General features: G+C 60.6%; 18 protein-coding genes. 14 read left to right on the top strand and 4 right to left on the bottom strand.

The genetic code is table 11. The annotated features are described in order from the left end of the window. A partial coding sequence (locus HNQ39_RS23405) for a VanW family protein (RefSeq protein WP_221290263.1) occupies positions 1-672 on the top strand: 672 nt, incomplete at its 5' end. 81 nt (positions 673-753) lie between these two features. Here HNQ39_RS23405 and HNQ39_RS23400 read toward each other — a convergent pair. The 4 genes from HNQ39_RS23400 to HNQ39_RS23385 form a co-directional block, all read right to left on the bottom strand. Further along, a complete protein-coding gene (locus tag HNQ39_RS23400; protein ID WP_184202637.1) occupies positions 754-3,582 on the bottom strand; it encodes a tetratricopeptide repeat protein in 2,829 nt (942 codons plus the stop codon). Positions 3,583-3,618: 36 nt separating this feature from the next. Further along, a complete protein-coding gene (locus HNQ39_RS23395; RefSeq protein ID WP_184202636.1) occupies positions 3,619-5,961 on the bottom strand; it encodes a DUF1592 domain-containing protein in 2,343 nt (780 codons plus the stop codon). A 165-nt stretch (positions 5,962-6,126) separates the two neighbouring features. After that, entirely contained in the window at positions 6,127-7,404 is a 1,278-nt protein-coding gene (locus HNQ39_RS23390; RefSeq protein WP_184202634.1) for a DUF1552 domain-containing protein, read from the bottom strand. Positions 7,405-8,071: 667 nt separating this feature from the next. Continuing rightward, the gene (locus tag HNQ39_RS23385; RefSeq protein WP_184202632.1) at positions 8,072-9,010 is read right to left on the bottom strand and encodes an AraC family transcriptional regulator; all 939 of its coding nucleotides are present in this window, start codon (positions 9,008-9,010) and stop codon (positions 8,072-8,074) included. Positions 9,011-9,250: 240 nt separating this feature from the next. Here HNQ39_RS23385 and HNQ39_RS23380 point away from each other — a divergent pair, with 240 nt between their 5' ends. The 13 genes from HNQ39_RS23380 (at position 9,251) to HNQ39_RS23320 (ending at position 23,507) form a co-directional block, all read left to right on the top strand. Further along, complete coding sequence (locus HNQ39_RS23380; RefSeq protein WP_184202630.1) at positions 9,251-9,652, top strand: (R)-mandelonitrile lyase; 402 nt, start codon at positions 9,251-9,253, stop codon at positions 9,650-9,652. Positions 9,653-9,654: 2 nt separating this feature from the next. After that, complete coding sequence (locus HNQ39_RS23375; RefSeq protein WP_184202628.1) at positions 9,655-10,638, top strand: aldo/keto reductase; 984 nt, start codon at positions 9,655-9,657, stop codon at positions 10,636-10,638. A 374-nt stretch (positions 10,639-11,012) separates the two neighbouring features. Beyond that, the gene (locus tag HNQ39_RS23370) at positions 11,013-11,645 is read left to right on the top strand and encodes a hypothetical protein (RefSeq protein WP_184202626.1); all 633 of its coding nucleotides are present in this window, start codon (positions 11,013-11,015) and stop codon (positions 11,643-11,645) included. A 609-nt stretch (positions 11,646-12,254) separates the two neighbouring features. Then, positions 12,255-13,148, top strand: a complete 894-nt coding sequence (locus HNQ39_RS23365) for a formylglycine-generating enzyme family protein (protein WP_221290259.1) — start codon at positions 12,255-12,257, stop codon at positions 13,146-13,148. Continuing rightward, entirely contained in the window at positions 13,145-13,957 is an 813-nt protein-coding gene (locus tag HNQ39_RS23360; RefSeq protein ID WP_184202624.1) for an alpha/beta hydrolase, read from the top strand. The genes HNQ39_RS23365 and HNQ39_RS23360 overlap by 4 nt, the downstream gene beginning before the upstream one ends. Beyond that, a complete protein-coding gene (locus HNQ39_RS23355) occupies positions 13,957-14,613 on the top strand; it encodes a sulfatase-like hydrolase/transferase (protein WP_184202622.1) in 657 nt (218 codons plus the stop codon). Before HNQ39_RS23360 ends, HNQ39_RS23355 begins: the two co-directional genes overlap by 1 nt. Continuing rightward, the gene (locus tag HNQ39_RS23350) at positions 14,610-16,634 is read left to right on the top strand and encodes a sulfatase-like hydrolase/transferase (RefSeq protein WP_184202621.1); all 2,025 of its coding nucleotides are present in this window, start codon (positions 14,610-14,612) and stop codon (positions 16,632-16,634) included. Before HNQ39_RS23355 ends, HNQ39_RS23350 begins: the two co-directional genes overlap by 4 nt. A 5-nt stretch (positions 16,635-16,639) precedes the next feature. Next, positions 16,640-18,031, top strand: coding sequence for a sulfatase (locus tag HNQ39_RS23345; RefSeq protein ID WP_184202619.1), 1,392 nt, complete (start codon positions 16,640-16,642; stop codon positions 18,029-18,031). After that, on the top strand, positions 18,028-20,127 hold the full coding sequence (locus tag HNQ39_RS23340; protein ID WP_184202617.1) for an alkaline phosphatase D family protein: 2,100 nt from the start codon (positions 18,028-18,030) through the stop codon (positions 20,125-20,127). The genes HNQ39_RS23345 and HNQ39_RS23340 overlap by 4 nt, the downstream gene beginning before the upstream one ends. A 246-nt stretch (positions 20,128-20,373) precedes the next feature. Then, positions 20,374-21,390, top strand: coding sequence for an aspartate-semialdehyde dehydrogenase (locus HNQ39_RS23335; RefSeq protein WP_184202614.1), 1,017 nt, complete (start codon positions 20,374-20,376; stop codon positions 21,388-21,390). A gap of 3 nt (positions 21,391-21,393) precedes the next feature. Next, positions 21,394-21,960, top strand: coding sequence for a hypothetical protein (locus HNQ39_RS23330; protein ID WP_184202612.1), 567 nt, complete (start codon positions 21,394-21,396; stop codon positions 21,958-21,960). Next, positions 21,961-22,860, top strand: a complete 900-nt coding sequence (gene dapA, locus HNQ39_RS23325) for a 4-hydroxy-tetrahydrodipicolinate synthase (protein ID WP_221290255.1) — start codon at positions 21,961-21,963, stop codon at positions 22,858-22,860. After that, positions 22,857-23,507 (top strand): MOSC domain-containing protein, encoded by a 651-nt coding sequence (locus tag HNQ39_RS23320; RefSeq protein ID WP_184202609.1) that lies wholly within the window; start codon positions 22,857-22,859, stop codon positions 23,505-23,507. Before dapA ends, HNQ39_RS23320 begins: the two co-directional genes overlap by 4 nt. Positions 23,508-23,509 lie beyond the last annotated feature (2 nt).

The following is a 23,509-nucleotide window of genomic DNA, read 5'->3' as shown; positions in this document are numbered from 1 at the left end:
ACGACGACGCGCTTTATGGTCACACTGGAAAAGACTCCGCCGGCTCTGTCTGTCGAGAAGCTCAAGGGAATTAAGGGAATTTTGGCTCGCTTCACCACAAAGACCAGCGCGGTGGCCAAGCGTAACCACAATATCTCCATTGCCACCGAGAGCATCGACGGGACGCTGCTCTCTCCAGGTGAGACTTTCTCGCTCAATGAGGTCGTTGGCAAACGGACACAGGCACGTGGCTACCGAACCGCCATGGTTTTTGTCGCTGCGGAGACGGTTCCTGGTGTGGGCGGCGGCGTCTCGCAGGTCACCGGAACTCTCTTCAACGCGGCTGCACTTGCCGGACTGCGCATTGATGCGGTCAATCCCCACTCCCGTCCGGTAAGCTACCTGCCACTCGGGCGCGATGCGACGGTGGCCTACGGCGATAAGGATCTGAAATTCACCAACACGACCCGTGGGCCCGTTTATATCGGATACTCGTTTATCGGCCAAACGCTTCAGGCCACGCTCTGGGGCGCTCCCCCGCCGGGTCGCACCGTCACCTTGACCCCAAGAGTCGTCCATCTTGGCCCCGGACGGATTGATGTCGAGCTTTACCGAACGATCAAAGTGGGGGGCAAAGTTATCCAAAAGGAGCGCCTCCTACGGCATCAGTACCGCTGGACGCCAAAAAGCTAAGCGGTAATGAAAGCCCCAGAGCTTGCGCAGCCATCCACAGACCCTAGTTCTTCGGCTTCTCGGGCACTATTCGGCTGCAGCCTATTCGCGTAGTGCGAGTTTTACAGCCTGCTCCCACGAGAGCGCCGCACCCTCAGCCCATGCCGCTGTCCAAGCCACATCGTCGTTCAGCATCGCTCGGGCCTTTGCCACTTGGATGTCCTGCTCTGCCCGGTAGTGCGGGGGAAGCGGTGCGCCCAGACTCTCCTCCAGTGCACCCGACGCCCCCCAGAGCGTTGCCGCCCACCGTAGGGCAGCCTGCTGTCCGTCAACCTGGTCTTCGCTGTTTGCCCGGACCGATGCCCGGCCCGAGAGGCTGTAGAGGACACCTTCCAGGTTGCCGACCTCACGGTAGAGAACCAGGCTTTCGTCGTAGAGTGCCGCTGCCGCTGGGTAGTCGCCCTCATGAAACGTGAGGCCACCTAGGTAGTACAGGCCGTCGGCAAGACCGCCCTTGCTGCCGAGCTCGTGTTGGAGCGCAAGGCTTTCCTCCAACAGCGACCGTGCGAGCGCGTAGTCGCCCTGGATACCGACGACATTGCCCAGGTTGCCCAGCATACCGGCAATGGCTTGTTTGTTGCCGCTCTCACGGCACAGGACAAGACCTTCTTCAAAGAGCGACCGTGCGGCTGCATAATCGCCCAGACAGAAGGTGGCATAACCCACATTCATCAGTGCGGAAGGGATTGCCCCACTGTCCCCAAGCTCGCGCAAGAGGGCAAGGCTTTCCTGGCACACTCGCTGCGCGGCGGCATAGTCGCCCTGGCAGAAGGCGACATTGCCTATGTTCATCAGCGCGGCGGGAACCGCTCCGCGTTCGCCGATCTCACGGTAGAGGGGAAGGCTTTGCTCATAGTGCGCTCGCGCCGCGACATAATCACTCTGGAAGAAGGCGAGAGTACCGGCTCCGTTTAGCGCACGGGCCACTGCCTGCTTTACCGCCACGTTGCCCGGTGCGTCTGTCGCGCCCGTCTCCGCCACCTGCCTCTGGGCCAGCGCCCGCGCTAGATGGACACGCCCTTCGCTTAGGTAGTCGCGCACGGCCCAAAAGCTCTGCAGGGCTGCCGTCAGACGCAGGCCTGAGAGAGCCGCTGCCGCATCTACCTCCGCCGCACAGCGATCCAGCGCCGCGCGTAGGTTATCGTGTTCGGCCTCCAAACGGTTGAGCCACAGTAGCTGCTCCGGTCCACTCAGCCTTGGCTCCGCCTCCTCCACGAGTGCAGTGAAGTAGCCAACATGCTGCTCCCGAACCTTGCTCTCTTCCTCGCTCGCCGAGAGCCGCTCCTGCGCGTACTGGCGAACCGTCTCCAGCATTCGGTAGCGCATTGCCTGCTCGCCCGACGTCTCCTCAGAGAGGATCAACGACTTATCGGCAAGGTTTGTCAGCAGATCTAGCACCTCCCAGTCTTCCACAACGTCGCCGGCACAGACTGCTTCTGCGGCCTCAAGTATCCACCCCCCTGCAAAGACGGACAGTCGCGCCAGGAGCGTCTTCTCCGTTTCCTTCAGGAGGTCGTAGCTCCAGTCAATGAGAGCACGGAGGGTCTGCTGGCGTGGCAGTGCGGACCGATCTCCCCCCGTTAGGAGACGAAAGCGGCTGTCCAGCTTGTCGTTGATCTGCTCCACGGTGAGCGAGCGCACCCGAGCTGCGGCAAGCTCGATGGCCAGAGGGATTCCGTCCAATCGGTAGCACAGCTGGGCAAGTGCGGGTGCACTCTGGTTGGTGACGGCAAAGTCAGACCTGACGGCTTGTGCCCGGTCGATAAACAGCCGCACCGCCTCGAACTGGCTCAGGCTTGCGACTGTTGCCGTCTTGCTCAGCTTCGAGTCCGGCAACGAGAGGGAGGGGATACGGTAGACGTACTCGCCACCGATGCCCAGTGCCTCACGGCTCGTTGCCAGCACGGTTACATTGGGGCAGGTACGGATCAAGGCGGCTACCATCTGGGCGCAGGCAAGTAGCAGATGCTCGCAGTTGTCCAGAAGGAGCAAGAGTTTCTTCTCTTTGAGTCCACTGGTGAGTGTCTGGGTCATCGCTTGCCCTGCCTGCTCCTTGATGCCAAGGACGGACGTGACCGTTTGAGGCACCAGCGATGGTTCGGAAAGCGGCGCGAGCTCCACCAGCCAGACGCCGTCGGGGTACTGCTCTAGCAGGTCGGCGGCGGCTTGCAGAGAGAGGCGCGTCTTACCCGCCCCCCCCGAGCCGATCAGCGTGAGCAGGCGTGTTTTTCCCAGAAGCGTGGTGACATCGGCAATTGCCTTTTCTCGACCGATAAAACTAGTCACCTGCTGGGGCAGGTTGTTGGGCGTAGCATCGAGGGTTCGCAGTGCAGGAAACTCTGCAACCAGCGTCGGGTGCTCCAGCTGAAAGATCGTCTCGGGCCGTGTGAGGTCCTTGAGTCGATACTTTCCCAGAAGGCGCAGAGACACATCCGGTGGCAGAGCATCCCGGGTCAGCTGATGGGTGACATCGGAGAGCAGTGTTTGTCCGCCATGCCCCGCCGCCATCAGTCGTGCGCAACGATTGAGTGTAGTGCCGAAGTAGTCTCCGTCGCGCAGCTCTGCTGAGCCCGTGTGCAAGCCCATGCGTGAGCGAAGCACCGTCACCTGGGGCCATGGTTCGGTGAGTAGGGCTTGCTGCGCGTCCACGGTCGCGGTGAGGGCATCGAGGGCTAGGGCGAACGCGGCGGCAATACCATCTCCTGTCGTCTTGAAGACGACCCCCTTGTTCTGCTCGACGGCCAGTCGAAGAAGTGCGTCATGTCGAGCGACAGCCCCGCGCATGGCTTCGGGATGCGCTTCCCAGAGCTTCGTGCTGCCCTCAATGTCGGTGAAGAGAAAAGTGAGCGTTCCCGTTGGTAGTAAAGCCATTGTTGCATTGTAGCCGTTGGAGCTCTCGTTTCCGGCTCACTTCTGGCGAAACAACTCACTCTGGACTACAGCATGGAGGAGGCTCCGGACACCGTAGTGGCTTGGCTTGGTCTCCGTGAGCACTTTCTCTAGCGCCGCGCGGTCGCTAAAGCGGATGGGGGCTCCGGTAGCATAGATCACGAGCTGCTTGGCGAGGTTGCGCGCAAGGGGCGACTCATCCTGGGCCAGTAGGTGCTTCAGGTCGCGTACATCGGTGAAGGGGGTGCCACTGGAGAGCTTGCCCGAGCAGTCCACCGGCAACCCTTGGTGGAACGCAAATGCCTGGCCGTTCTTTCCAATCCCTTTCTCAGGCGGCTTGGTTTCATCAATCCCTCGGTAGCGCTCACGCCAGGCTCCCATCACGTCGAAGCTCTCTAGGGCAAAGCCTGGTGGGTCGATCTTGCTGTGGCACGAGGCGCAGCTCGGATCGGCGCGGTGCTTGTCGAGCTGCTGACGGATGGTCACTGCTCCCCGGATATCGGGCTCCACGGCGGGAACGGGGGGCGGTGGAGGCACTTCGTAGCCCAGAATACGCTCCATCACCCACTTGCCGCGCAGCACCGGGGATGTGGTCGTGCCATTGGCGGTCACTTTAAGCACACTGGCCTGCGTGAGAAAACCCCCACGGGGGCTATTGGGGGGAAGTGTCACCCGGCGCATCGCGACCCCCTTAACCTCAGGGAGGCCGTAGTGGGTTGCCAGGCGCTCATTGGTAAAGATAAAGTTTGCATCGACCACGTTGCGGGCGGGCAGGTTCTGGCGCACGAGCTCCTCAAACGTGAGGTGTGACTCCAGCATCGCGGCCTCCACTAACGCATCATCGAGATAGTAGTCGTTGTAGAGCGTGGTTGACGGAGTGGAGTCCTCTATCTTGCGCAGGTCCAGCCAGTAATCCAGAAACGCCTCAGTGAAGCGGTGGGCCTTGGGGTCATTGAGCAGGCGCTCGGTCTCCGCACGGAGCACGTCGGGGCGATGGAGGGTACCCTGGGTCGCACGTTCTCGGAGCGTGGCATCGGGTGTGGAGTTCCAAAGAAAGAGTGCCAGACGCGTCGCGAGCGCCCTGTCGTCGAGGGGGCCAGGTTTCTCCTGTAGGAAGAGAAAGCGCGGCGATGCGAGCACGGCGGTGTAGGTGGCGAGAAGTGCCTCTTGGGTGCTGAGGCCCGCGCTCTGGCGCTCCTGGTAGAGCTTGAAAAAGCGCTGGAGATCGCTCTCGTCTACCGGGCCGCGGTAGGCTGCGCTCAGAAAGCGGCGCAGGAGTCGCTCCGGATTCTGGTCACCACCAAAGAGAAGCTGGTAGCCCGCGTCAGAGCTCTCGTCGTTGAGAGGGCCTTCTACCTCCATCCATTGAAACGCGACACTGGGACAGCCGTCCTTGGTCATGAGGGGGTTCTTAAAGGCGGGGGGACGAGACCGGTAGAAACGGGAGGCATCGGGGACGAGTGTTTCTCCACCGACAAGCCAGACCTCTCCAATCTCGTGGCGAGTTGGCTCTGGGGTAAGGTCAAAAGCACCGACCCTGCGGTTGAGAGTACCATTTCGGGTATAGACCGTGATGGGCTCCACCGTGCGCCCTGGCGTGAGCTTGTCGTAATCAGGCACATCGGGGCGGGGCTTGCCAGGCGTCCCCACTTTATCGCTCCCGCTGGTGAAGCGCCGCTGTGTGCCACCGGGGGCAGCCCAAAGCGTGTAGCCACGGAAGGAAACACGGTAGCGTCCGGCGACAGGTGCTTTGAACTGGTCCCAGCGGTAGGTGAAGCCGGTGACATAGTTGCTTGAGACCCAGCCGACCGCCTCTTGCTCGCGGGTGGCGGGATCCGTGAGCGGGGCACGTCGATTGCGCACGTCGGGCTGCGCGGTACTCCCCAGCACGGGGTAGCACTGGCGATCGGGCGAGGTATTGAAGGGGTTCTGCGTAAACGTGTTCGTGAGAGTCTTCTGGTCACGGGCGTAGTAGCGCTGAGTCTGGGGCTGCGTGCGCTTCTCGTGTGCGCGGATCACCTCGCGGAGAGCGTAGTCAGCGGCGGTGAGGTAGCGTGCGAGGTGGACATGGGAGACATCGAGGGCCTCACCGACTTTGTTGAACCGAAACGCCTCGCCATCGTCGGGGAACTGCCCACGGATCTGAAGCCAAGGTGCGTGTAAGAGGTCCCGGAGTGCATTCTCGTACTCGTAGGCATTGAGCCGCCGCTGAGTCGCGCGTCCCTGGCGAGCATCCTGCGCTTTCTCCTGCGTGGTGATCGACATCGCCAGTGTGCTGAGAAACGCGCTACGCTCTGCGGGACTGGGGCGTAAGGATGCGTCTTTGGGCGGCATCTCTCCTGCCTGGACGCGATCGTGCATCTTTACGGGGTCAAGTTTCTCAGGGCTTGGGTGGCAGGAGACGCAGTATTTAGGGACAAAGGCCTGTCCCTGCACGCCTCTGGCCGCTTGCGGAGCGGGGCTCAGAGGAAGTGCCGAAAGGGTGAGGGGCATGGTGGACAGGAGAATAGAAAGACGAGTGTCCATCTAGGTGAGCTCCAGACCACGCATCGTGCCGGTGGAGGAGGCGAAGCGATCGGCTTCGAGGCCGAAGCGGTGGAGCAGGGAGACATAGAGATTGGGTAGAGGGTAGTTTTGCTGCGTACTGAAGCCCAGGTGCTGGCCGTGCTTGAACCCTCCTCCCGCCAGGATCACGGGCATATTGGTGGTGACATGGGTGTTGGCATCGCCGAAGTTGGAGCCGTAGAGCACCATGGTGCGATCCAAGAGGGACTCGTCGCCTTCCTTCGTGGCTTCCAGGCTGGTGAAGAGATCCGCGAGGAGCTTCATGTGCCACTCGTCGATTGCCTTGAGCTGAGCACGCTTGCTCTCGGACTTCCCGTGGTGGGAGAGATTGTGGTAACCATCGGTGATCTTGACTCCCGCAATCTCCAGCACGGGTGAGCTCACCCCTTCTAGCATCAGTGTGATCGCACGCGTGGAGTCGGTCTCAAAGGCGAGGCGAGCGAGGTCGTACATCACTTTTACCTTGTCCATGTACGCCGCAGGAGAGCCTGGATCGACAGGAACGGGGGCTTTGATGACGGGCTTGGGTTTATTCTCCCAGCCGCGTGAGACGGTGAGCCGGTGCTCCAGATCGCGGACACTGGTGAAGTACTGGTCTAGTCGCTCTTTGTCGTGGGCGGAGACAGTACGCTCTAGCTCGGAGGCCTGCCCCGCGATGGTATCCAAGATACTACGCCCCGTATCGAGCCGCTGAAGCTGTGCCGCAACCTCGGCGGCATTGCCTTGCAGAAAGAGCTGCCTAAAGACTTCTGCCGCCTTGTCCTCGGGGGGGATCGCCACTCCCGTACCGGTCCAAGAGAGGCTCCGCGAGCGCGTATTGACTCCCAGGGTCAGTGATGGGAACCGGGTCTGGATGCCGATACGCTCCGCGACAAACTGGTCCAGAGAGATCGTGTTACGAAACGAGCTGCTACCCGGATGGGGTGCGGCGGTGAGGAAACAAACATCGGCGGGGTGGCCGCCGTCCACATTGGGGTGGGAGACACCGCTAAAGACCGTGAAGTGGTTGCGGTGCGCCTGCAGGAGCTCCAGATAGGGAGACAATGCGTAATCGCGCCCGGTGGTTTTGGGAAAGAAGTAGTCTGGGAGCAACCCCAAGTTGTTGCAGATCGCTAGCATCCGGCGCGGCTTTGTGGGTTGCGTCCGTGCTAGTGCCGGCTGCATGCTCTCAAGAAACGGAAGCGCCAGCCCAACTCCTGCGCCTCTAAGCAAGGTCCGCCTCGATAGAGGAGTCTTCATGGCCTTCTATTGTACCATTGATTCTATTTGGCCCTGAATAAAAAAGCGACCTTACTCCCGGTGGAGTAGATCGCTTGAATCCGTAGTTTCCTACGTGACTATGGGGTTAGTATACGGCGAAAACGGTACCGACGCTGCTCATCGGTTGGTCGGGGGACGGGACGTTCCGTAACGTCCCGACAAAAAGGGGACTGTTTTCTGCTTCCACACTCGCTTTAAGCTTCTGTACGCTTCGCCTGGGAGGATCACCACGTGGGCAGGAGGGCATTTTTGTAGACGGAAAAGCTCTTGCCCTCCCTCGACGGTGAGGTTTTCCAGATATGCATCGAGGGCACTCTGAAAGTAAGGCAGTAGAGTCTTGAACTCGCTGGGCTCCAATCCCGTGAGGGCCAATAGTCTTCCCGAGGTGGCGCATGCTTTGGTATAAGTTAATCCCGACATGCTGAAATAATATCAGCAATTGAGAACAACGTCACCATGTCAGAGGCGATCCTGAAACAGGATAACGTCTATTGAGCGTGACCGAATCAAAATTCGCAATGCGATGATTCCGATATCTGCCACCTATCGGGATCGCTTTTATCGACGTATTGGTTTTTCTGAGCCGTAAACGAGGCTGACTGGAAAAGGTGTCTTAGTACTCCAGCTCTGGCTTTTCTGGTTTTCGCTAAGCAGCACTCGCACTGTGGAAACTCTGTCGTAGCCGTTCAATGTCGCGCAGGGGTGGGTCGCCAAAGAGCCGTTTATACTCCTTGCTGAACTGGGAGGGATCCTCATAGCCGACTCGGTGCCCCGCGCTGGCGGCGTCGATATCCTCACTGAGCATGAGGCGACGCGCCTCTTGGAGCCTCAGATGTTTCTGAAACTGGAGCGGGCTGAGGGCCGTGACCGCTTTGAAGTGCTCGTGGAACACCGAGGGGCTCATCCCGATTTCTTTGGCCAACTGCTCAATGCGTAGCTGCTTGTCAAAGTCTTTCCGCAGTAGCCCTATTGCTTGCGCGATGCGCTCGGCGTGGCCCCCCAAGACCGCGATTTGCCTGAGTCTAGCACTTTGCTCTCCCTGGAGTAGGCGAAAGACAATCTCACGCGTCACCAACGGTAGCAACACTCGCGCCTCACTAGGTGGAGCCTCCGCGAGCCGGACGAGCCTTAGCGTCGTTTCTAGCAGGTCCGTACCCAGAGGGCTGACCTCCAGACCACGCAGGCTCCCCCCTTCTCTGCGAGGCGCCGGCAGGCCGGCGTCCAGCATCACGGAGGCTATGAGTGCCGGATCTAGGATGAGGCGCAGTGCGAGATAGGGTGTCTCGGGTGATGCCTCGGTGAGCTGCCCGATAACGGGAAGCTCGACAGTCGTCAGGAGGTAGCTGTAGGGGTCGTAGCAGTACGTTTTGTCTCCCAGATAGACTTCCTTGACACCTTGGGCAATGACACACAGCGAGGGGAGTGTCACGGTATGGATCGGGCCTCGCGTGCTCGACGCTCGGTAAAACGAGAGGCCCTCCAGCGGTGTGACGGCTCCGTTGTTGGGCAGGGCTCGGGCGATGCGTGCGGTGAGCTCCGTCCGGTAGACGCTCTCCAAGGCACGTGTATCCGGCTCTGTGGTCATTTTGCTCAGTGTAGCATCTACCTTCTTTCTCTGTGATCGTTCTTCGGAAGTTTCGTAGGATTGACCAAGCATTCCCGAGGATTGACCTATTCACCTACTTCCATTACCCCATAGAATGAGAGGCAACTCTCCCAAGCAGGAGTTCTGACCAAGCAACTCTCCGATCCTGCGAGGGAGGGTTAGGCCCGCCTTTGACAGGTCGCGGAAAAAGTGGGGGCTATTCTTGGGTATAGAGAAGTAATGGAAATCAAACGAAGTGGCTCACAGCCCTCGGGCAGGGGGCCTGCCGAGTGGTTCACAGGAGTCGTGCAGGTGGACCCGCTCTTTACGGCACCGGAGCCGGCACGGGTTGCCGGTGCCAGTGTGACCTTTGAGCCGGGCGCTCGGACGGCGTGGCACACCCACCCCCTCGGGCAGACGCTTATCGTGACCGCAGGCTGCGGTCTCGCCCAGCGCGAAGGCGGCCCAATTGAGGAGATTCGGCTCGGGGATGTGGTCTGGTTTGCGCCGGGTGAGAAGCACTGGCACGGGGCCACGGCGACTACTATGATGACCCATATCGCGATTCAAGAGAGGCTCGATGGTAAGGCGGTGGAGTGGCTGGAGCATGTCACCGACGAGCACTACAGAAGAGAGAACTAGTCATGGAATATACAAAACTTGGTAACACGGGGATGGATGTCTCACGCCTCTGCCTGGGGTGTATGGGATTTGGCGACGCGGAGCGCTGGACGCATAAATGGGTCTTGAACGAAGAGAACAGCCGCCCGGTGATCCAGAAAGCGCTGGAGCTGGGGGTTAACTTCTTCGACACGGCCAATATCTACTCACTCGGGGCGAGCGAGGAGATCACGGGGCGCGCACTGAAAGATTTCGCCAAGCGCGACGAGATTGTCTTGGCCACCAAGGTCTGGGGGAAGATGGCCGACGGCCCCAACGGTGGGGGGCTCTCGCGCAAGGCGATCCTGAGCGAGATTGATAAGAGCCTGACACGCCTGGGGACGGACTACGTCGACCTCTACCAGATCCACCGCTGGGACTACCAGACTCCCATCGAGGAGACGATGGAGGCGCTCAACGATGTCGTGCGGGCGGGAAAGGTGCGCTATATCGGGGCGTCGGCGATGTTTGCCTGGCAGTTCCAGAAGGCGCAGTTTGTGGCGGAGAAGCACGGCTGGGCACGCTTTGTCTCGATGCAGAACCACCTCAACCTGATCTACCGGGAAGAGGAGCGCGAGATGATGCCGCTCTGCCGCGACCTAAAGATCGGGGTGATTCCCTACAGCCCGCTCGCCTCGGGACGGCTGACACGAGACCTACCCACTGAGGGAAGCCTGCGCGCCGAGACCGACCAGATCCAGCGCTGGAAGTACGATGCCACTACTCAGACCGACCAGCAGATTGTGGCGCGGGTGGCGGAGCTCGCCGAGAAGCGCAGGGTGTCCCGTGTCCAGATCGCGCTCGCATGGTTGCTTCAAAAGGAGCCCGTGACTGCACCGATTGTCGGCGCGACCAAGCTCAGCCACCTGGAGGACGCCGCAGGGGCACTGGCTGTGACACTGACCTCGGAAGAGGTCGCTTACCTGGAAGAGCCCTACGTCCCACACCGTGTCGTCGGAGCACAGTAGAGTTGGTACACTGGCAGGATGAACCACATTCGCTACCAGGGGCCACCCAGCGCGGCCGTCACCGATCTGCAAGATGTTCTGGTCGGCTACGATGCGGGTGAGCTGGTGCTGGAGCAGGTGCCGCTTGCAGGGCGAACCGGGCAAGAGTTCTACGTGGAGCGTCGGCGGGGGAGGATGCACATTCGCTACACGACCCCCAATAGCCTCGAAAATGCTATCTACACCCTCCTCGACCGCTGGGGCTTTCGCTGGTACGGCCCCGGCGAGAGCTGGTTTGTCAAGCCCAAGGCACTTCCCACAGGGGACATCAGGCAGATCAGCAGGCTTGCCCCAAACTCTACGACGTTCACTCGTTTGTCTTTGACCATCAGCGCGTGCGCTACACCGAGCCGATTGCCGAGAACTCTTGGCGCTTTGGACGCAACCCGCAGGTCTATCTCGTCCCGCAGAAGTCGGGGAGAATTGCCTTCGATGCGGGAGTGGAGGGAGGCACCTCTGAGCTGACGATCTTCACCGACGAGGGCATTCTCCTGAAAGAACGACTCGGTGAACTTGTCGACTACACAGAGACAATCGAGGGCCGTACCTGGAAGCTACGGCGCTTCTCCCTGGCCGTCACTGCCGGCAAGACCTACTCGGTGCGTCTGCGTGGGGGCTTCAATCGCTTCAAGCTCCACAGTCCGCTGGTGGCCTTCAATGCCCACAACCTGGATGACTTCGATAACTATGCCTACCCCATCCAGTACTTCTATGTTCCCCGTGGTTGCACGCAGCTTGTCTACGAGGATCTCACCGATCCGAAGACCGTGCCGCCAGGGCGGTTTTTCCTTCCCGGGCAACCAGAGCGTATTGCTGGCATACCACTGGGAATCAAGAACCTCTACGGTGTGGCAATCAAGCCTGGGTGGCATGGGCAGGTGCTGGCGTGCTCGTTTGGGCACACGAGCTGGAGCCTGAAGAACCTTGCCAGCCCTCTCTCCCTACAGGCCTTTTCCTACACCGAGTAAGTGTTTGTTTCTTCATGACGCTGCCATCACGTGCGCATCTCTATCGTCATTAGTGAGGTAAGCTGTTGCTTAAAGGAAACCACACAACACTGTGGGTACCCCAACTATCTGCGGCGTCTGGTTGATACGACTGCCGTAGGCACTGATCGCATGCGCGGCGTGGTCGTCGCTCATGATAAAGAGGATATTGGGCTTCATCTGGGAGCTAGATTCCGGATTTCGCTGCCTAATCCCTTCGCTTCTTCTCGTCGCCGCTTCAAATCTTCCGCTTACAATGCATTGACCAGCTCGCGTCTCTGGCCCTCGCCGACGACGAGCGTGAAGGCAGACGGCCATGCCAAGTGGTTTAAGAGCGCAGGTTGGTTCAACGAGGATCTCTAGGAGAAAGAGTCTCCCATGAGCGAACTAATCTCGCCGACCGGCGTCCATAGGAGTGTGCCAGAGCCGAGTCACTCCCCAATGCTGCTCACTCCACCGTCCCTAGCTGGCCGTTACAATAGCATCATGAACGACACACAGCATTGTTGGATAGCCCTCTCGTGTCTCTTGCTCGTTGCGTCTGGCTGTCAAAAACAGGCGAGCACGTCCTCCGTCCAAAGCACGGAGGGAATGGTTCAAATTGCAGGTGGTACATTCCGGATGGGCAGCGACGATCCGCGTTTCCACGATTCGCAGCCCGTGCACCGGGTGACACTCGCTGGGTTCTGGATGGACAAGTACCCCGTCACCAATGCCCAGTTTGACAGATTCGTCGCCGCCACGGGCTATAAAACCGTCGCCGAGCGCCCCCTCGATCCCAAAGAGTTCCCCGGCGTCCCGCTGGATAAGCTCGTCCCAGGTGCTGTTGTCTTTACCCCGCCCGACCACGCCGTGCGCCTCGATGATGTCACCCAGTGGTGGAGCTATGTCCCCAAGGCCGACTGGCGTCACCCCGAAGGCCCGACAAGCGACCTCAAAGGCCGAGAGAGCCATCCTGTGGTGCAGGTTGCCTACGAGGACGCTGCGGCCTACGCCAAGTGGGCGGGCAAGCGCCTCCCCACGGAGGCGGAGTGGGAGTTTGCTGCGCGCGGCGGGCTGGATCAGAAGCCTTTTGTCTGGGGCAATACGTTTGCGCCAGGCGGCAAGCAGATGGCCAATACGTTTAACGGCGACTTCCCCTACAAAAACACCCAGGCCGATGGCTTTGCACGCACCTCGCCGGTGGGAAGCTTCCCTGCCAATGCCTTTGGCCTCTACGACATGGCGGGCAATGTCTGGCAGTGGTGCTCGGACTGGTACCGCCCGGACTATTTTTCCCAGAGCCCTGAGAAGAACCCGAAGGGGCCCGAGGACAGCCTCGATCCCGATGAGCCGGGAGTCCTAAAGCGCGTCCAAAAAGGCGGCTCGTTTTTGTGCTGCGAGGCCTACTGCGCACGCTACATGCCCGGTGGACGCGGCAAAGGGGATATTAATACTGGCAGCTCTCACATCGGGTTTCGGTGTGTGAAAGATGTGTCCCCATGATTGGCCAAGAGCTCCCCGATCTTAGCACTGTTCCAGCGGATCTAACCCTGCCTGCACTCACCGAGGAGCAGCCCAAGGCAGGGAGGCGCGTGCGGCACTCTCTGCCGGAATATGCTGGGACGCAGGTCTACCATGTGCTCTACCTCCCGACGGACTGGAAACCCGGAAAAAAGTACCCGGTGATTGTCGAGTATGCAGGCAATGGAGGGTACTCCAACCGCTATGGGGACGTTTCCCACGGTGTCCCTGAGGGGAGTAGGCTGGGCTACGGAGCTTCCGCAGGTCAGGGCTTTCTCTGGCTCTGCCTGCCCTATATCGATGTGGGACGTACTCGTATCTGTACCCAGTGGTGGGGCGACATCAGCGCCACTCTGGAGTACTGCAAGGCAGCCATCCGCATGGTCTGTGATCAATACGGGGGGGATTCCTCTGCTGTGATCCTCGCCGGGTTCTCCCGAGGTGCCATTGCGTGTGGTTATCTAGGCCTGCACAACGACGAGACCGCCAGCCTCTGGCGAGCGTTTATCGCCTACAGCCACTACGATGGGGTGAAAAGCTGGCCCTACCCCCACTCCGATGTGGCCTCTGCCGTGACCCGTCTGAAGCGGCTAAAAGGGCGCCCCTCGTTTATCTGTGACGGAAGCACTGAGGCTACCCGCGCGTACATCGCCGCTAGTGGCGTTCACGCCCCCTTCACCTTCCAGGGGGTGCCGTTTCGGAATCACAACGATGCCTGGGTTCTGCGCGAGACACCCGCCCGAGTGGCACTGCGGACGTGGTTAGGTGCCACATTAGCAACCAAAAAATAATGCAAACAAAACCTAACTTCGTCCTCTTTCTCACCGATGACCAGCCTTACAATGGCCTGAGCTGTACCAGTAACTCTGTCCTAAAAAGCCCCCATGTCGACCAGCTCGCCGCCGAGGGCGTGCTCTTTGATAAGGCCTTTGTCACCACCGCGATCTGCTGCTGTAGCCGCGCGAGCCTCTACACCGGCCAGCACATGGGCCGCCAGGGAGTTGAGGACTTTAAGACCCCACTCTCGGCGGCGCAGTGGCAGCAGACCTTCCCCGCACTCCTGCGAAAAGCAGGCTACCGCATCCATATGTCCGACAATGGCACGATGGACGGTGCCCATGGCTTCGATGGGAAGTGTCTGATGTACGAGGAGTCGATCCATGTTCCGCTCATTATCCGCGACCCGCGCCTGCCAAGGTCGACGCATGGTCGCCGCTCACAGATGGCCCTCAATATAGATCTGGCTCCGACCATTCTGGCGATGGCGGGCGTCCCGATCCCGAAAAGTATGCAGGGCAGCGACCTCCAGCCGATCTTGAGGAACGCCAAGGCTAAGGGGCGCGATGGCCTGAGTATTGGCCGCGATGACAAGACGGCAGTGGGGGACTACACGTCCCCCAACCCGCTCTTAGGAACGGTCATGGACGTGAAAGTAAGCACTCTATGAGACGACTTTTGAGTGTGCTTGTGCTCGTAGCTCTCTCACTCCCTGCACTTGCACAGCCCGCTAAGCCCCAGCGGCCCAATATTATCTTCGTCCTCTGCGACGACCTTGGCTACGGCGACATCTCGCCCTTTGGACAGAAGCGCTTCTCTACGCCAAACTTGGAAACGCTCGCAGCCGAGGGGCAGAAGTGGACGCAGCACTACGCCAGCTCACCCGTCTGTGTGCCGACCCGCGCTTGCCTGATGCTTGGAAAGCACACCGGCCACTCTCCGATCCGGGATCATCAGTTTGACCGTGCTCTGCCCGAGCTGGCCGAGGCCCCGACCATGGCGAGCGTCCTAAAAGCGGCTGGCTACGCGACCTATTCCGTGGGCAAGTGGGGGATTGGGGGCGGCAAGAAGGACATGCCCGCCCACCCGGAGAAGCGCGGCTTCGACCACTGGTTCGGGCTCTACGGCCACAGCGACGGGCACGTCCACTACCCCGATACGCAGCACCCGATCTTCGAGGGAACGAAGGACGTTACCGAGCAGTTCAAGGACAGCTACTCCACGGATCTCTACACCGCCAAAGCGAAAGCCTATATCGCCGAGCAGACAGCCAAGAACCCCAAGCAGCCCTTCTTTCTCTACCTAGCCTATATTGCGCCGCACATGGCCTATCAAGTGCCCGACGGCCCGTACCCAACTGGCGGTGTCTCGCTGCCACTAATGACCAACCCCGCGCAGAAAAACGCCTGGCTCGATCCTACACTTCCTGCGGAGTGGACGGACTGGGAGAAGCGCTACGCCACGATGATTCGGCGCTTAGACGCTGCGATGGGCGACCTGAGAGCAACGCTCCAAAAGCAGGGCTTGGACAAAAATACACTGATTGTCTTTACCTCCGACAATGGCCCTGCCAAAGATCCACAGGTTTTCCGCTCTTGGGGGCCACACGATGGCTTCAAGCGCGATCTTTACGAAGGTGGGATGCGAGAGCCGACGATTGTCTGGGGGCCAGGAGTCGTCAAGCCTGGCGCGGTCTCCTTGCCCAGCGCCCACTACGACTGGCTGGCTACCTTTGCTGAGCTCGCAGGAGCCAAAGTGCCTTCCGGCACCGACGGTCTCTCCCTCGCAGCGAGTGTCACGGGGAAGGGCGTGCAGAAGCCCCACGACTTTCTCTACTGGGAGTTTCATGGCCCTAGCAACCTCAAGACCGACCGTGAGGTGCTGGGCCGCCACGGCTTTCCCAATACGGGTCCCGACCCTTGGGGCGACCAGCAGGCCGTGCGTATCGGGGATTTCGTGGGGCTTCGCGTGCAGATCAAAGACGCCAGCACCCCGCTGAAGCTCTACAACGTCGTCACCGATCCCCATGAGGACCACGATCTCGCCGGTGACCCCAAGCACGCAACACTGCTGGCACGGATGAAGGCACTGATGGCGAGCGAGCACACGCCACAGCCGGGAAACCCACGCTCCTACGAAGCTGAAGCAAAGGCTATCGTTACGACGGCAGTATCTAGCGGGCCAGGGATCACCACTCTCGCAGGGCGTGCCTACACCCCGCCTGACTTCACCACGGAGGTAGCCCCCTGGTTTGGCTCGTCAGTGCAGCACCATTCGTCTGTTGAGCTCCTTATTTCTGGCCTCGCTCCGGGAAAAGCACATAAGATTGGCTTCTCTTGGTGGGACTGGGGCGGGCGTGGCCGTACGCAGCGCGTACGGGTCGCCAACGCTGATGGTACGGGAGCAGTCGGCGTCGTTCCCGACACCGAGCTTCCGGCCTGGAAAGGCAAGAGGCAGAAGCCACAGGAGCTGGTTGTGGACATTCCATCAGGACTCTCGGGGACAGCACTGAAAGTCCTTATAGATCGCATCGTCGGCCCCAACGCCCTGCTCTGTGAGCTCTGGGTCTACGAGGCAGAAGCCATAAAGCCGGGGAAACTCGAAGGAGAGGCGGCGCGCATAGAGCAGCTCCGCAAGAGCGCCCCGACAGGCTTCGAACTCCTCTTCTACAGTGATCTGGGGGAGAAGTAACTCCGATGCAACGGACACTCATTGTTTTTCTCACGCTCCTCACCCTACTATTCCCCCGCCCTGCGGGGGCGAGGGGACCAGGTCAGCCCAACATTGTCTTTATCTTTGCCGATGATCTGGGCTGGCGCGATGTCGGCTACCAGGGCTCGGACTTCTACGAGACGCCGGTGATTGATCGCTTCGCTAAAGAGGGGATGGTCTTCACCCATGCCTACGCTGCGGCGGGAAACTGCGCCCCGAGCCGGGCGTGCTTGCTCTCGGGAACCTACGGGCCACGGCACGGGGTCTACGCCGTAGACAGCACGAACCGAGGGCCGAAGGAGCTGATGCGTCTGGTGCCCTACCCCAATAAGCAGGGTTTGCTCGAGGAGAACATCACGCTCGCCGATGCCCTGAAATCGGCAGGCTATGCCACGGGGCACTTTGGCAAGTGGCACCTCATGCATCCCACAGAAGGCGCACTGCCGTCACAACAGGGCTTCGACGAGACCTACGACTCCTTTGGAAATGGTCCTCTCAAAGAAGGGGGCGAGGGCAACCAGACAGGGCCTCCCAGTGATCCCAAGGGGGTCTTTACGCTCACGAACAAAGCCTGTGCGTTTATCGAGAAGAACAAGGCTAAGCCGTTTTTTGTCTATCTCGCCCACCACGGGATTCACTCACCACTCCAAGCCCAGCCAGGCACTCTGGCGAAGTTCAAGGCAAAAACTCCCGGCATAGAGCAGAGAAATGCGAAGTATGCTGCGTGTGTCGCTGCCTTGGACTCCAGCATAGACATACTTCTCAAAAAGCTCAAGGAGCTAAACCTAGCGAAAAACACAATCGTCGTCTTCACGTCGGACAATGGCGCAACCCAGCAGTCGTCGCAAGAGCCGCTCCGAGGAAGCAAAGGCGGCTACTACGAAGGGGGCATCCGCGAGCCTCTGATCGTGCGCTGGCCCGGTGTCACCAAGCCTGGCAGCGTCTGCGCGACGCCTGTTATCAACATCGATTTCTACCCGACGTTTCTCGAAGCAGCCGGAGCCAAGCCTCCTAAGCTGCTTGATGGCGAGAGCCTCGTCCCACTTCTCAAAGGTGGTAGCACCCTCAAGCGCCAAGCGATCTTCTGGCACTTCCCTGGCTATCTCAACGACCCGGTAATCCGAGGCCGTGACAAAGACTTCCGCACCCGCCCCATTAGTGTTATTCGCAAGGGCGACTGGAAGTTGCACCTCTACCACGAGGAGTGGGTGCTCGATGGCGGAAAGAATGCACTGGAACTCTACAACCTCAAGGACGATATTGGGGAACGCAGCAACCTTGCCGATACCAACCCCAGCAAGCGCGACGAGCTCCTCAAGGACTTACTGGCGTGGATAAAATCCACCAATGCCCCGCTGGCAGGAAAGAAGCTATGAGTATTTTTCAGAGTGACTGGAAGGGCACCCGCCGCTGGGTGGGGCCAGAGTTCTGGGCGGCGCCGCTCCAGGACTGGAGCGTGGAGGACAACGAGGTCGTAGCCTTGGCGGCCAAGGGGCGCTTGCTGCACCTGCTAAGCCATGCGCTCACCGAAAAACCAAGCACCTTCACGCTCTCGGTGACCGTGCGCCTCGACGGTGCTCCGGCACAGCCAGCGGCGGTGCGGGCGGGATTTGCCTTTGCCCTGCGCGGCCAGCTCGATGACTTTCGCCACGCGCTCTGGCACTACCAGCACAAGCACGAAGCGGGCATTCGGGCGGATGGAAAACTCTTTTTCGGGGAGATGGTGAGCGCAGAGCCTCTGGATACCAAGCAAGCGGTCACGCTGAAGCTGAGCATTGGGGCGGGGGGCGTGGCGACACTCACCGGGACACAGGGCGAGAAGACAGTCCGTCTTGGGGCGATGCTCGAGGCAGCAGTACTACACGGCAATATCGCCCTCCTCGCCGAGGCGCCGCGCAACCAGCCCGAGGGCAACAACCAGCCGATTCTCCGCTGGCGCTATGCGGATTTCAAGGCAGAGGGCGAGAAACTAGAGGGGGCTCCCGAACGCGCATTTGGACCGCTGCTCTGGACACAGTACACGCTCTCGGGCAGCGTGCTCAAGCTCCTGGCGCTCTTGCCCCCCCTGGAAAAATCCGACAGCCAGACCGTCCGGCTGGAGGTCAGGCGTGGTGCGGGCTGGGAGAAGCTCAGCGATGCCACCGTGGAGCCACTCTCGAGCACAGCACTCTTTCGCGTTCCTGGCTGGAAGGCAGGCGCAGATACGGCCTATCGGGTTGCCTATACGTGGCAGGGCAAAGACTATCACTGGGAAGGGACGCTTAGACGTGACCCAGTGGATCGAGAGACCCTCTCGGTGGGCGTGCTCTCCTGCGATCATGGCTATGTCTTCCCGCAGGCACGGCTTACAGCAATGGTGGCGAAGCAGAACCCGGATCTCCTCTGTTTCTTAGGCGACCAGATCTACGAGAACTACGGCGGCTTTGGGATTATCCGCAAGCCCACCGATCGCGCAACGCTGGACTACTTACGAAAGTTCTGGCACTTTGGCTGGATGTGGCGCGAGCTGCTCAAAGACCGACCTTCCATTATTCTGCCCGACGACCACGATGTCTTCCAGGGCAATGTCTGGGGACAGGGCGGGCGGCCCGCGCCCAATGGCAAACAAGAAAACGGCGGCTACGTCATGCCTGCCGAGTGGGTGGGTGTCGTCCAGCGCACCCAGACCGGGCACCTGCCTGACCCGATCGACCCGGCCCCAATCGCGCAAGGCATCGGGGTGTACTTTACCCAGCTCAAGTACGGCGGCGTGGACTTCGCCGTAATCGAGGACCGCAAGTTCAAGACCGGCCCCGATGCTGTCGTCTCCCCAGCGCTTCGCCAGCAGGCCAAGACCGACCCCAAGGTGCTCGATATCCCCGGCGCACAGCTCCTGGGCGAGCGCCAGGAGCGCTTTCTGGTGCGCTGGGCCAAAGAGCCCGCTCCGTTTAAGATCGTTGTCTCCCAGACGATCTTCTGCCATGCGACGACGCACTCGGGGCCACAACTCAATCCCATTAAGCTCGACCTGGACTGTAACGCTTGGCCACAGTCCGGGCGGCGGCGGGCACTCACGGCGCTCCGTCCGACCGTGCTGATGCTCGCCGGGGATCAGCACAGCGGGATTTTATTGCGGCACGGTATCGACGACTGGGACGATGGCCCGCTGGCATTTATGGTTCCCGGCACCGCCAACGGCTGGCCGCGTGCCTGGTGGCCTGAGGGAGCCAGTGTCACCGGGCGCTTCACCGATAGCTTCGGGCATAAGCTCACGGTGCTGGCAGCGGCGAATCCAGAGAAGGGGAGCAACACTCTCAAAGAAGTCGGCGGTACAGTCCCCCCGGACGAAGTAGCACACAAAAAAGGCTCTGGCTATGGCATTATCCGCCTGAACAAGAAGACCCGTGAGGCGACCTTTGAGATGTGGCGACATGGAGGTGGGCAGTTCGAGGGGTTCCCAAGGACGATAAAGCTCGAAGATAAAAATGCATAAAACCTGCACCGCACTCTTGGTGGCACTTCTCGGGTAGCGGTGGACTTTCAAAAGTGGGTTGGGACGGTTGCCATCCCTGCTGCTTTTGAACTTCGACGACTCTCTGAAACCGAGCTGTATTCGTAGGCGACGAAGTCTATTCTCCGCGCCCACGGGGCGCTCTCTCCCTGGTGCCGGGGATTTCCAATCCCCGCACACCCACCGGCCCCTCGCCCGACGATTTGGCGTGCGGTATCATGGCTTGCAATGAAGCAATACCATGTGGCTCTGGCGGGCGCGACAGGCGCGGTCGGGGCGGAGTTTTTGAAGTTATTGGAGGAGCGGGACTTCCCGCTCGCCTCCCTTACCTTGCTGGCATCGGCGCGCTCGGTCGGCAAGACGATCATGTTTAAGGGCGAGGAGCTTCCGGTCGCCGAGCTGACCGAGGACTCGTTTACGGGCTGCGATATCGCGTTCTTCTCCGCAGGCGGCGGGCGCTCGAAACAGTACGCGCAGGCAGCAGTGAAAGCGGGAGCCGTGGTGATCGATAACTCGTCGGCGTTTCGCATGGACCCCGATGTCCCCCTGGTTGTCCCCGAGGTCAACCCCGACGATGTCCTGGCGCACAAGGGCATTATCGCCAACCCGAACTGCTCGACCATTATCCTGCTGATGGCCCTGACCCCGCTGCACCAGAAGTGGCCTGTGAAGCGTGTCGTGGTCAGCACCTACCAGGCGGCGTCGGGTGCGGGCGCAGCGGCGATGCGCGAGCTCGAAGTGCAGGCAGGCGAGCTGCTGGCCGGAAAGCCCCCGACCAAGGAGATCTTCCCCCACCAAGTGGCGTTCAATCTCTTCTCGCACAACACCGCGATCAACGAGACCGGCTACAACGAGGAGGAGCTCAAGATGGTCAAGGAGACCCGCAAGATCCTCCACGCCCCCGAGCTCGCTGTCACCGCTACCTGTGTTCGGGTTCCCGTGCTTCGGGCGCACAGCGAGAGCGTCAATATCGAGTTTGTGGGCGAGCGGCCTACCGTGGACGAAGCCCGCGCCGCCATTGCCGCGTTTCCGGGCGTGATTCTGGTGGACGACCGCGAGAGCAACACCTTCCCCATGCCAGTGGATGCGACCGGACGCGATGAGTGTCTTGTCGGGCGGATTCGTGAGGACCTCTCGCACCCCAAGGCGCTCGATCTCTTCGTGGCGGGCGACCAGATTCTCAAGGGCGCGGCCCTCAACGGCTACCAGATCGCGGAGCTTTTAATCCAGCGAGGAGTAATTTAGGGCATGCCCGAAGTTCTCTCACAGCCGCTGGAGTGTGCACCACATCCACACCCGCTGACATGGACTTGTGAGGATTGGCCTCGGTTTGAAGCGCTGTTCCCAGAGAGAATCTCCCGGATGGAGTTGATCTCTGGACTGCTCTACCAGCGCCCAGAGAATCAACAAGAACGCGAGAGAATTTGCGGGCGTGTTTTGGCAAGATTTCGTCCAGAGAGAATCACCGAGCATAAGCGAATCTCTGATCCACGAGAAAATGGCACAGACTATCTCATTGCGGACTTTCATCTGACTGACTTTGAGGATTCTGTGGTAGTTGATGTTCTGCCACAAGAGATGGCGGAGCTAAGAGCCCAAGCCTATGCTCGTGTGGGGATTGCTGAGTTTTATCTGATTGACGTTTCCAGGAGGCGGGTTCTCGCCTTCCGACATAAAGAGTCGGGAGTTTACACCACGAGCGAGATACATGAGGAAACGGGGACGATCTGGCCCATCTTCTTTGTGAACGGAATTCATGGAGTGCGTGTGCGTGACATACTGCCATCAAGAGTGTTTTATGTCAAAGAGAGGTAAATGATGCGTGGAATGCAGGCCCGATGGGGGCATATTGTGACGGCGATGGTGACGCCTTTTGGTGCGGACAACCAGGTGGACTTTGTGGAGGCCGTGGCGCTGGCGAAGTGGCTGCTGGCCCATGGCTCGGATGCGCTGGTGATCAATGGCACCACCGGCGAGTCCCCGACCACCTCGCCGAAAGAGAAAGCGGCGCTGGTGAAGGCGATTGTCGAGGCGATTGGCTCCGAGAAAGTGATCGCGGGGGTGGGGGGCAACAACACTGCGGAGGTGATCGAGGCGGCCCACGATGCCAAGGCGGCGGGTGCGGGCGCGCTTCTTGCCGTGGTGCCCTACTACAACAAGCCCAGCCAGGAGGGGCTCTACCAGCACTTCAAGGCCGTGGCCAGCGCCACCGACCTGCCCGTGATGCTCTACAACGTCCCCACACGGACCATCACCAACCTGGAGCCCGCGACCACGGCGCGCCTCGCCGCTGACTGCCCGACTATTGTCGCGATCAAGGAGGCCACCCCAGACATCAGCCAGTTCGCCGAGGTGCTCCGTGTCACGCCCCCGAGCTTTGATGTGTACTCCGGCGACGATGCGAACTTGCTGCCGACCTTGGCACTGGGCGGAGCGGGCATGGTGAGCGTGATCGCACACGTGATCGGCCCCGAGTTCAAGGCGATCTGCGACACCTGGTTTGCCGGAAAGTCCACGGAGGCCGCGGAGCTCTTCCTCAAGACACTGCCCATCGCCAAGATCATGTTCTCGACGCCGTCGCCCGCCCCGACCAAGCTGGCACTACGGACACTCGGTAAGAAAGTCGGCCCCGTGCGCCTGCCGCTCGTGGACTGCAACGAGAAAGAGAGCGAGACTATCTTGGGCGTCCTAAGAGGGCATGGCCTCTCGGTATGAGCCTGACGATCCACACGCAGCTGATTGGGCAGCCACAAACCCGAACCGATAGCAAGGGCGAGTGGCGCACCGCGATCTACCGTGAGCCGGTGGTCGGGCCGGTGGCGCTCGGGCTGCGGGGGCTCGATGGGGATAAAGTCGCGGACACGAAGCACCATGGCTCGAAGGACCAGGCCGTTTGTGTCCATCCGCTGGCGCACCATACCCACTGGAGTGCGGTCTATGGCGTGGTGCTTTCCCCCGGTGCCGTCGGGGAGAACTGGACCCTTATTGGCGACGACGAGACGACGGTCTGTATCGGGGATATCTACACGGTGGGCACGGCGCAGGTTCAGGTCTCGCAGCCGCGCTTCCCGTGTAGCAAGCAGGAGCGCAAGCTGGGGCTCAAGGGGTTCCTCAAAGCGGTGATGGCCACGGGCAAGTCCGGCTGGTACCTGCGCGTCCTCACTCCCGGGACGGTGCAGGCAGGCGATGTGCTCACGCTGGAGAGCCGCTCAGAGCATGGGCTCACCGTAGATGACGCCAACCGTGCCCTCTTGGGCGAGACGCTCGACACGGAGCTGATCGAGCGCCTCCTTGCGGTGCCAGAGCTGGCCGCGGTCTGGAAGCGCGGCCTGCGGCGACGGCTCAGCAAGACGACGGAGTAATC

The organism is Armatimonas rosea (genome assembly GCF_014202505.1).
GTDB classification, from domain to species: Bacteria; Armatimonadota; Armatimonadia; order Armatimonadales; family Armatimonadaceae; genus Armatimonas; species Armatimonas rosea.
Note: the sequence above shows the minus strand (reverse complement) of the source record. Positions and strands in the feature narration are given on the sequence as shown.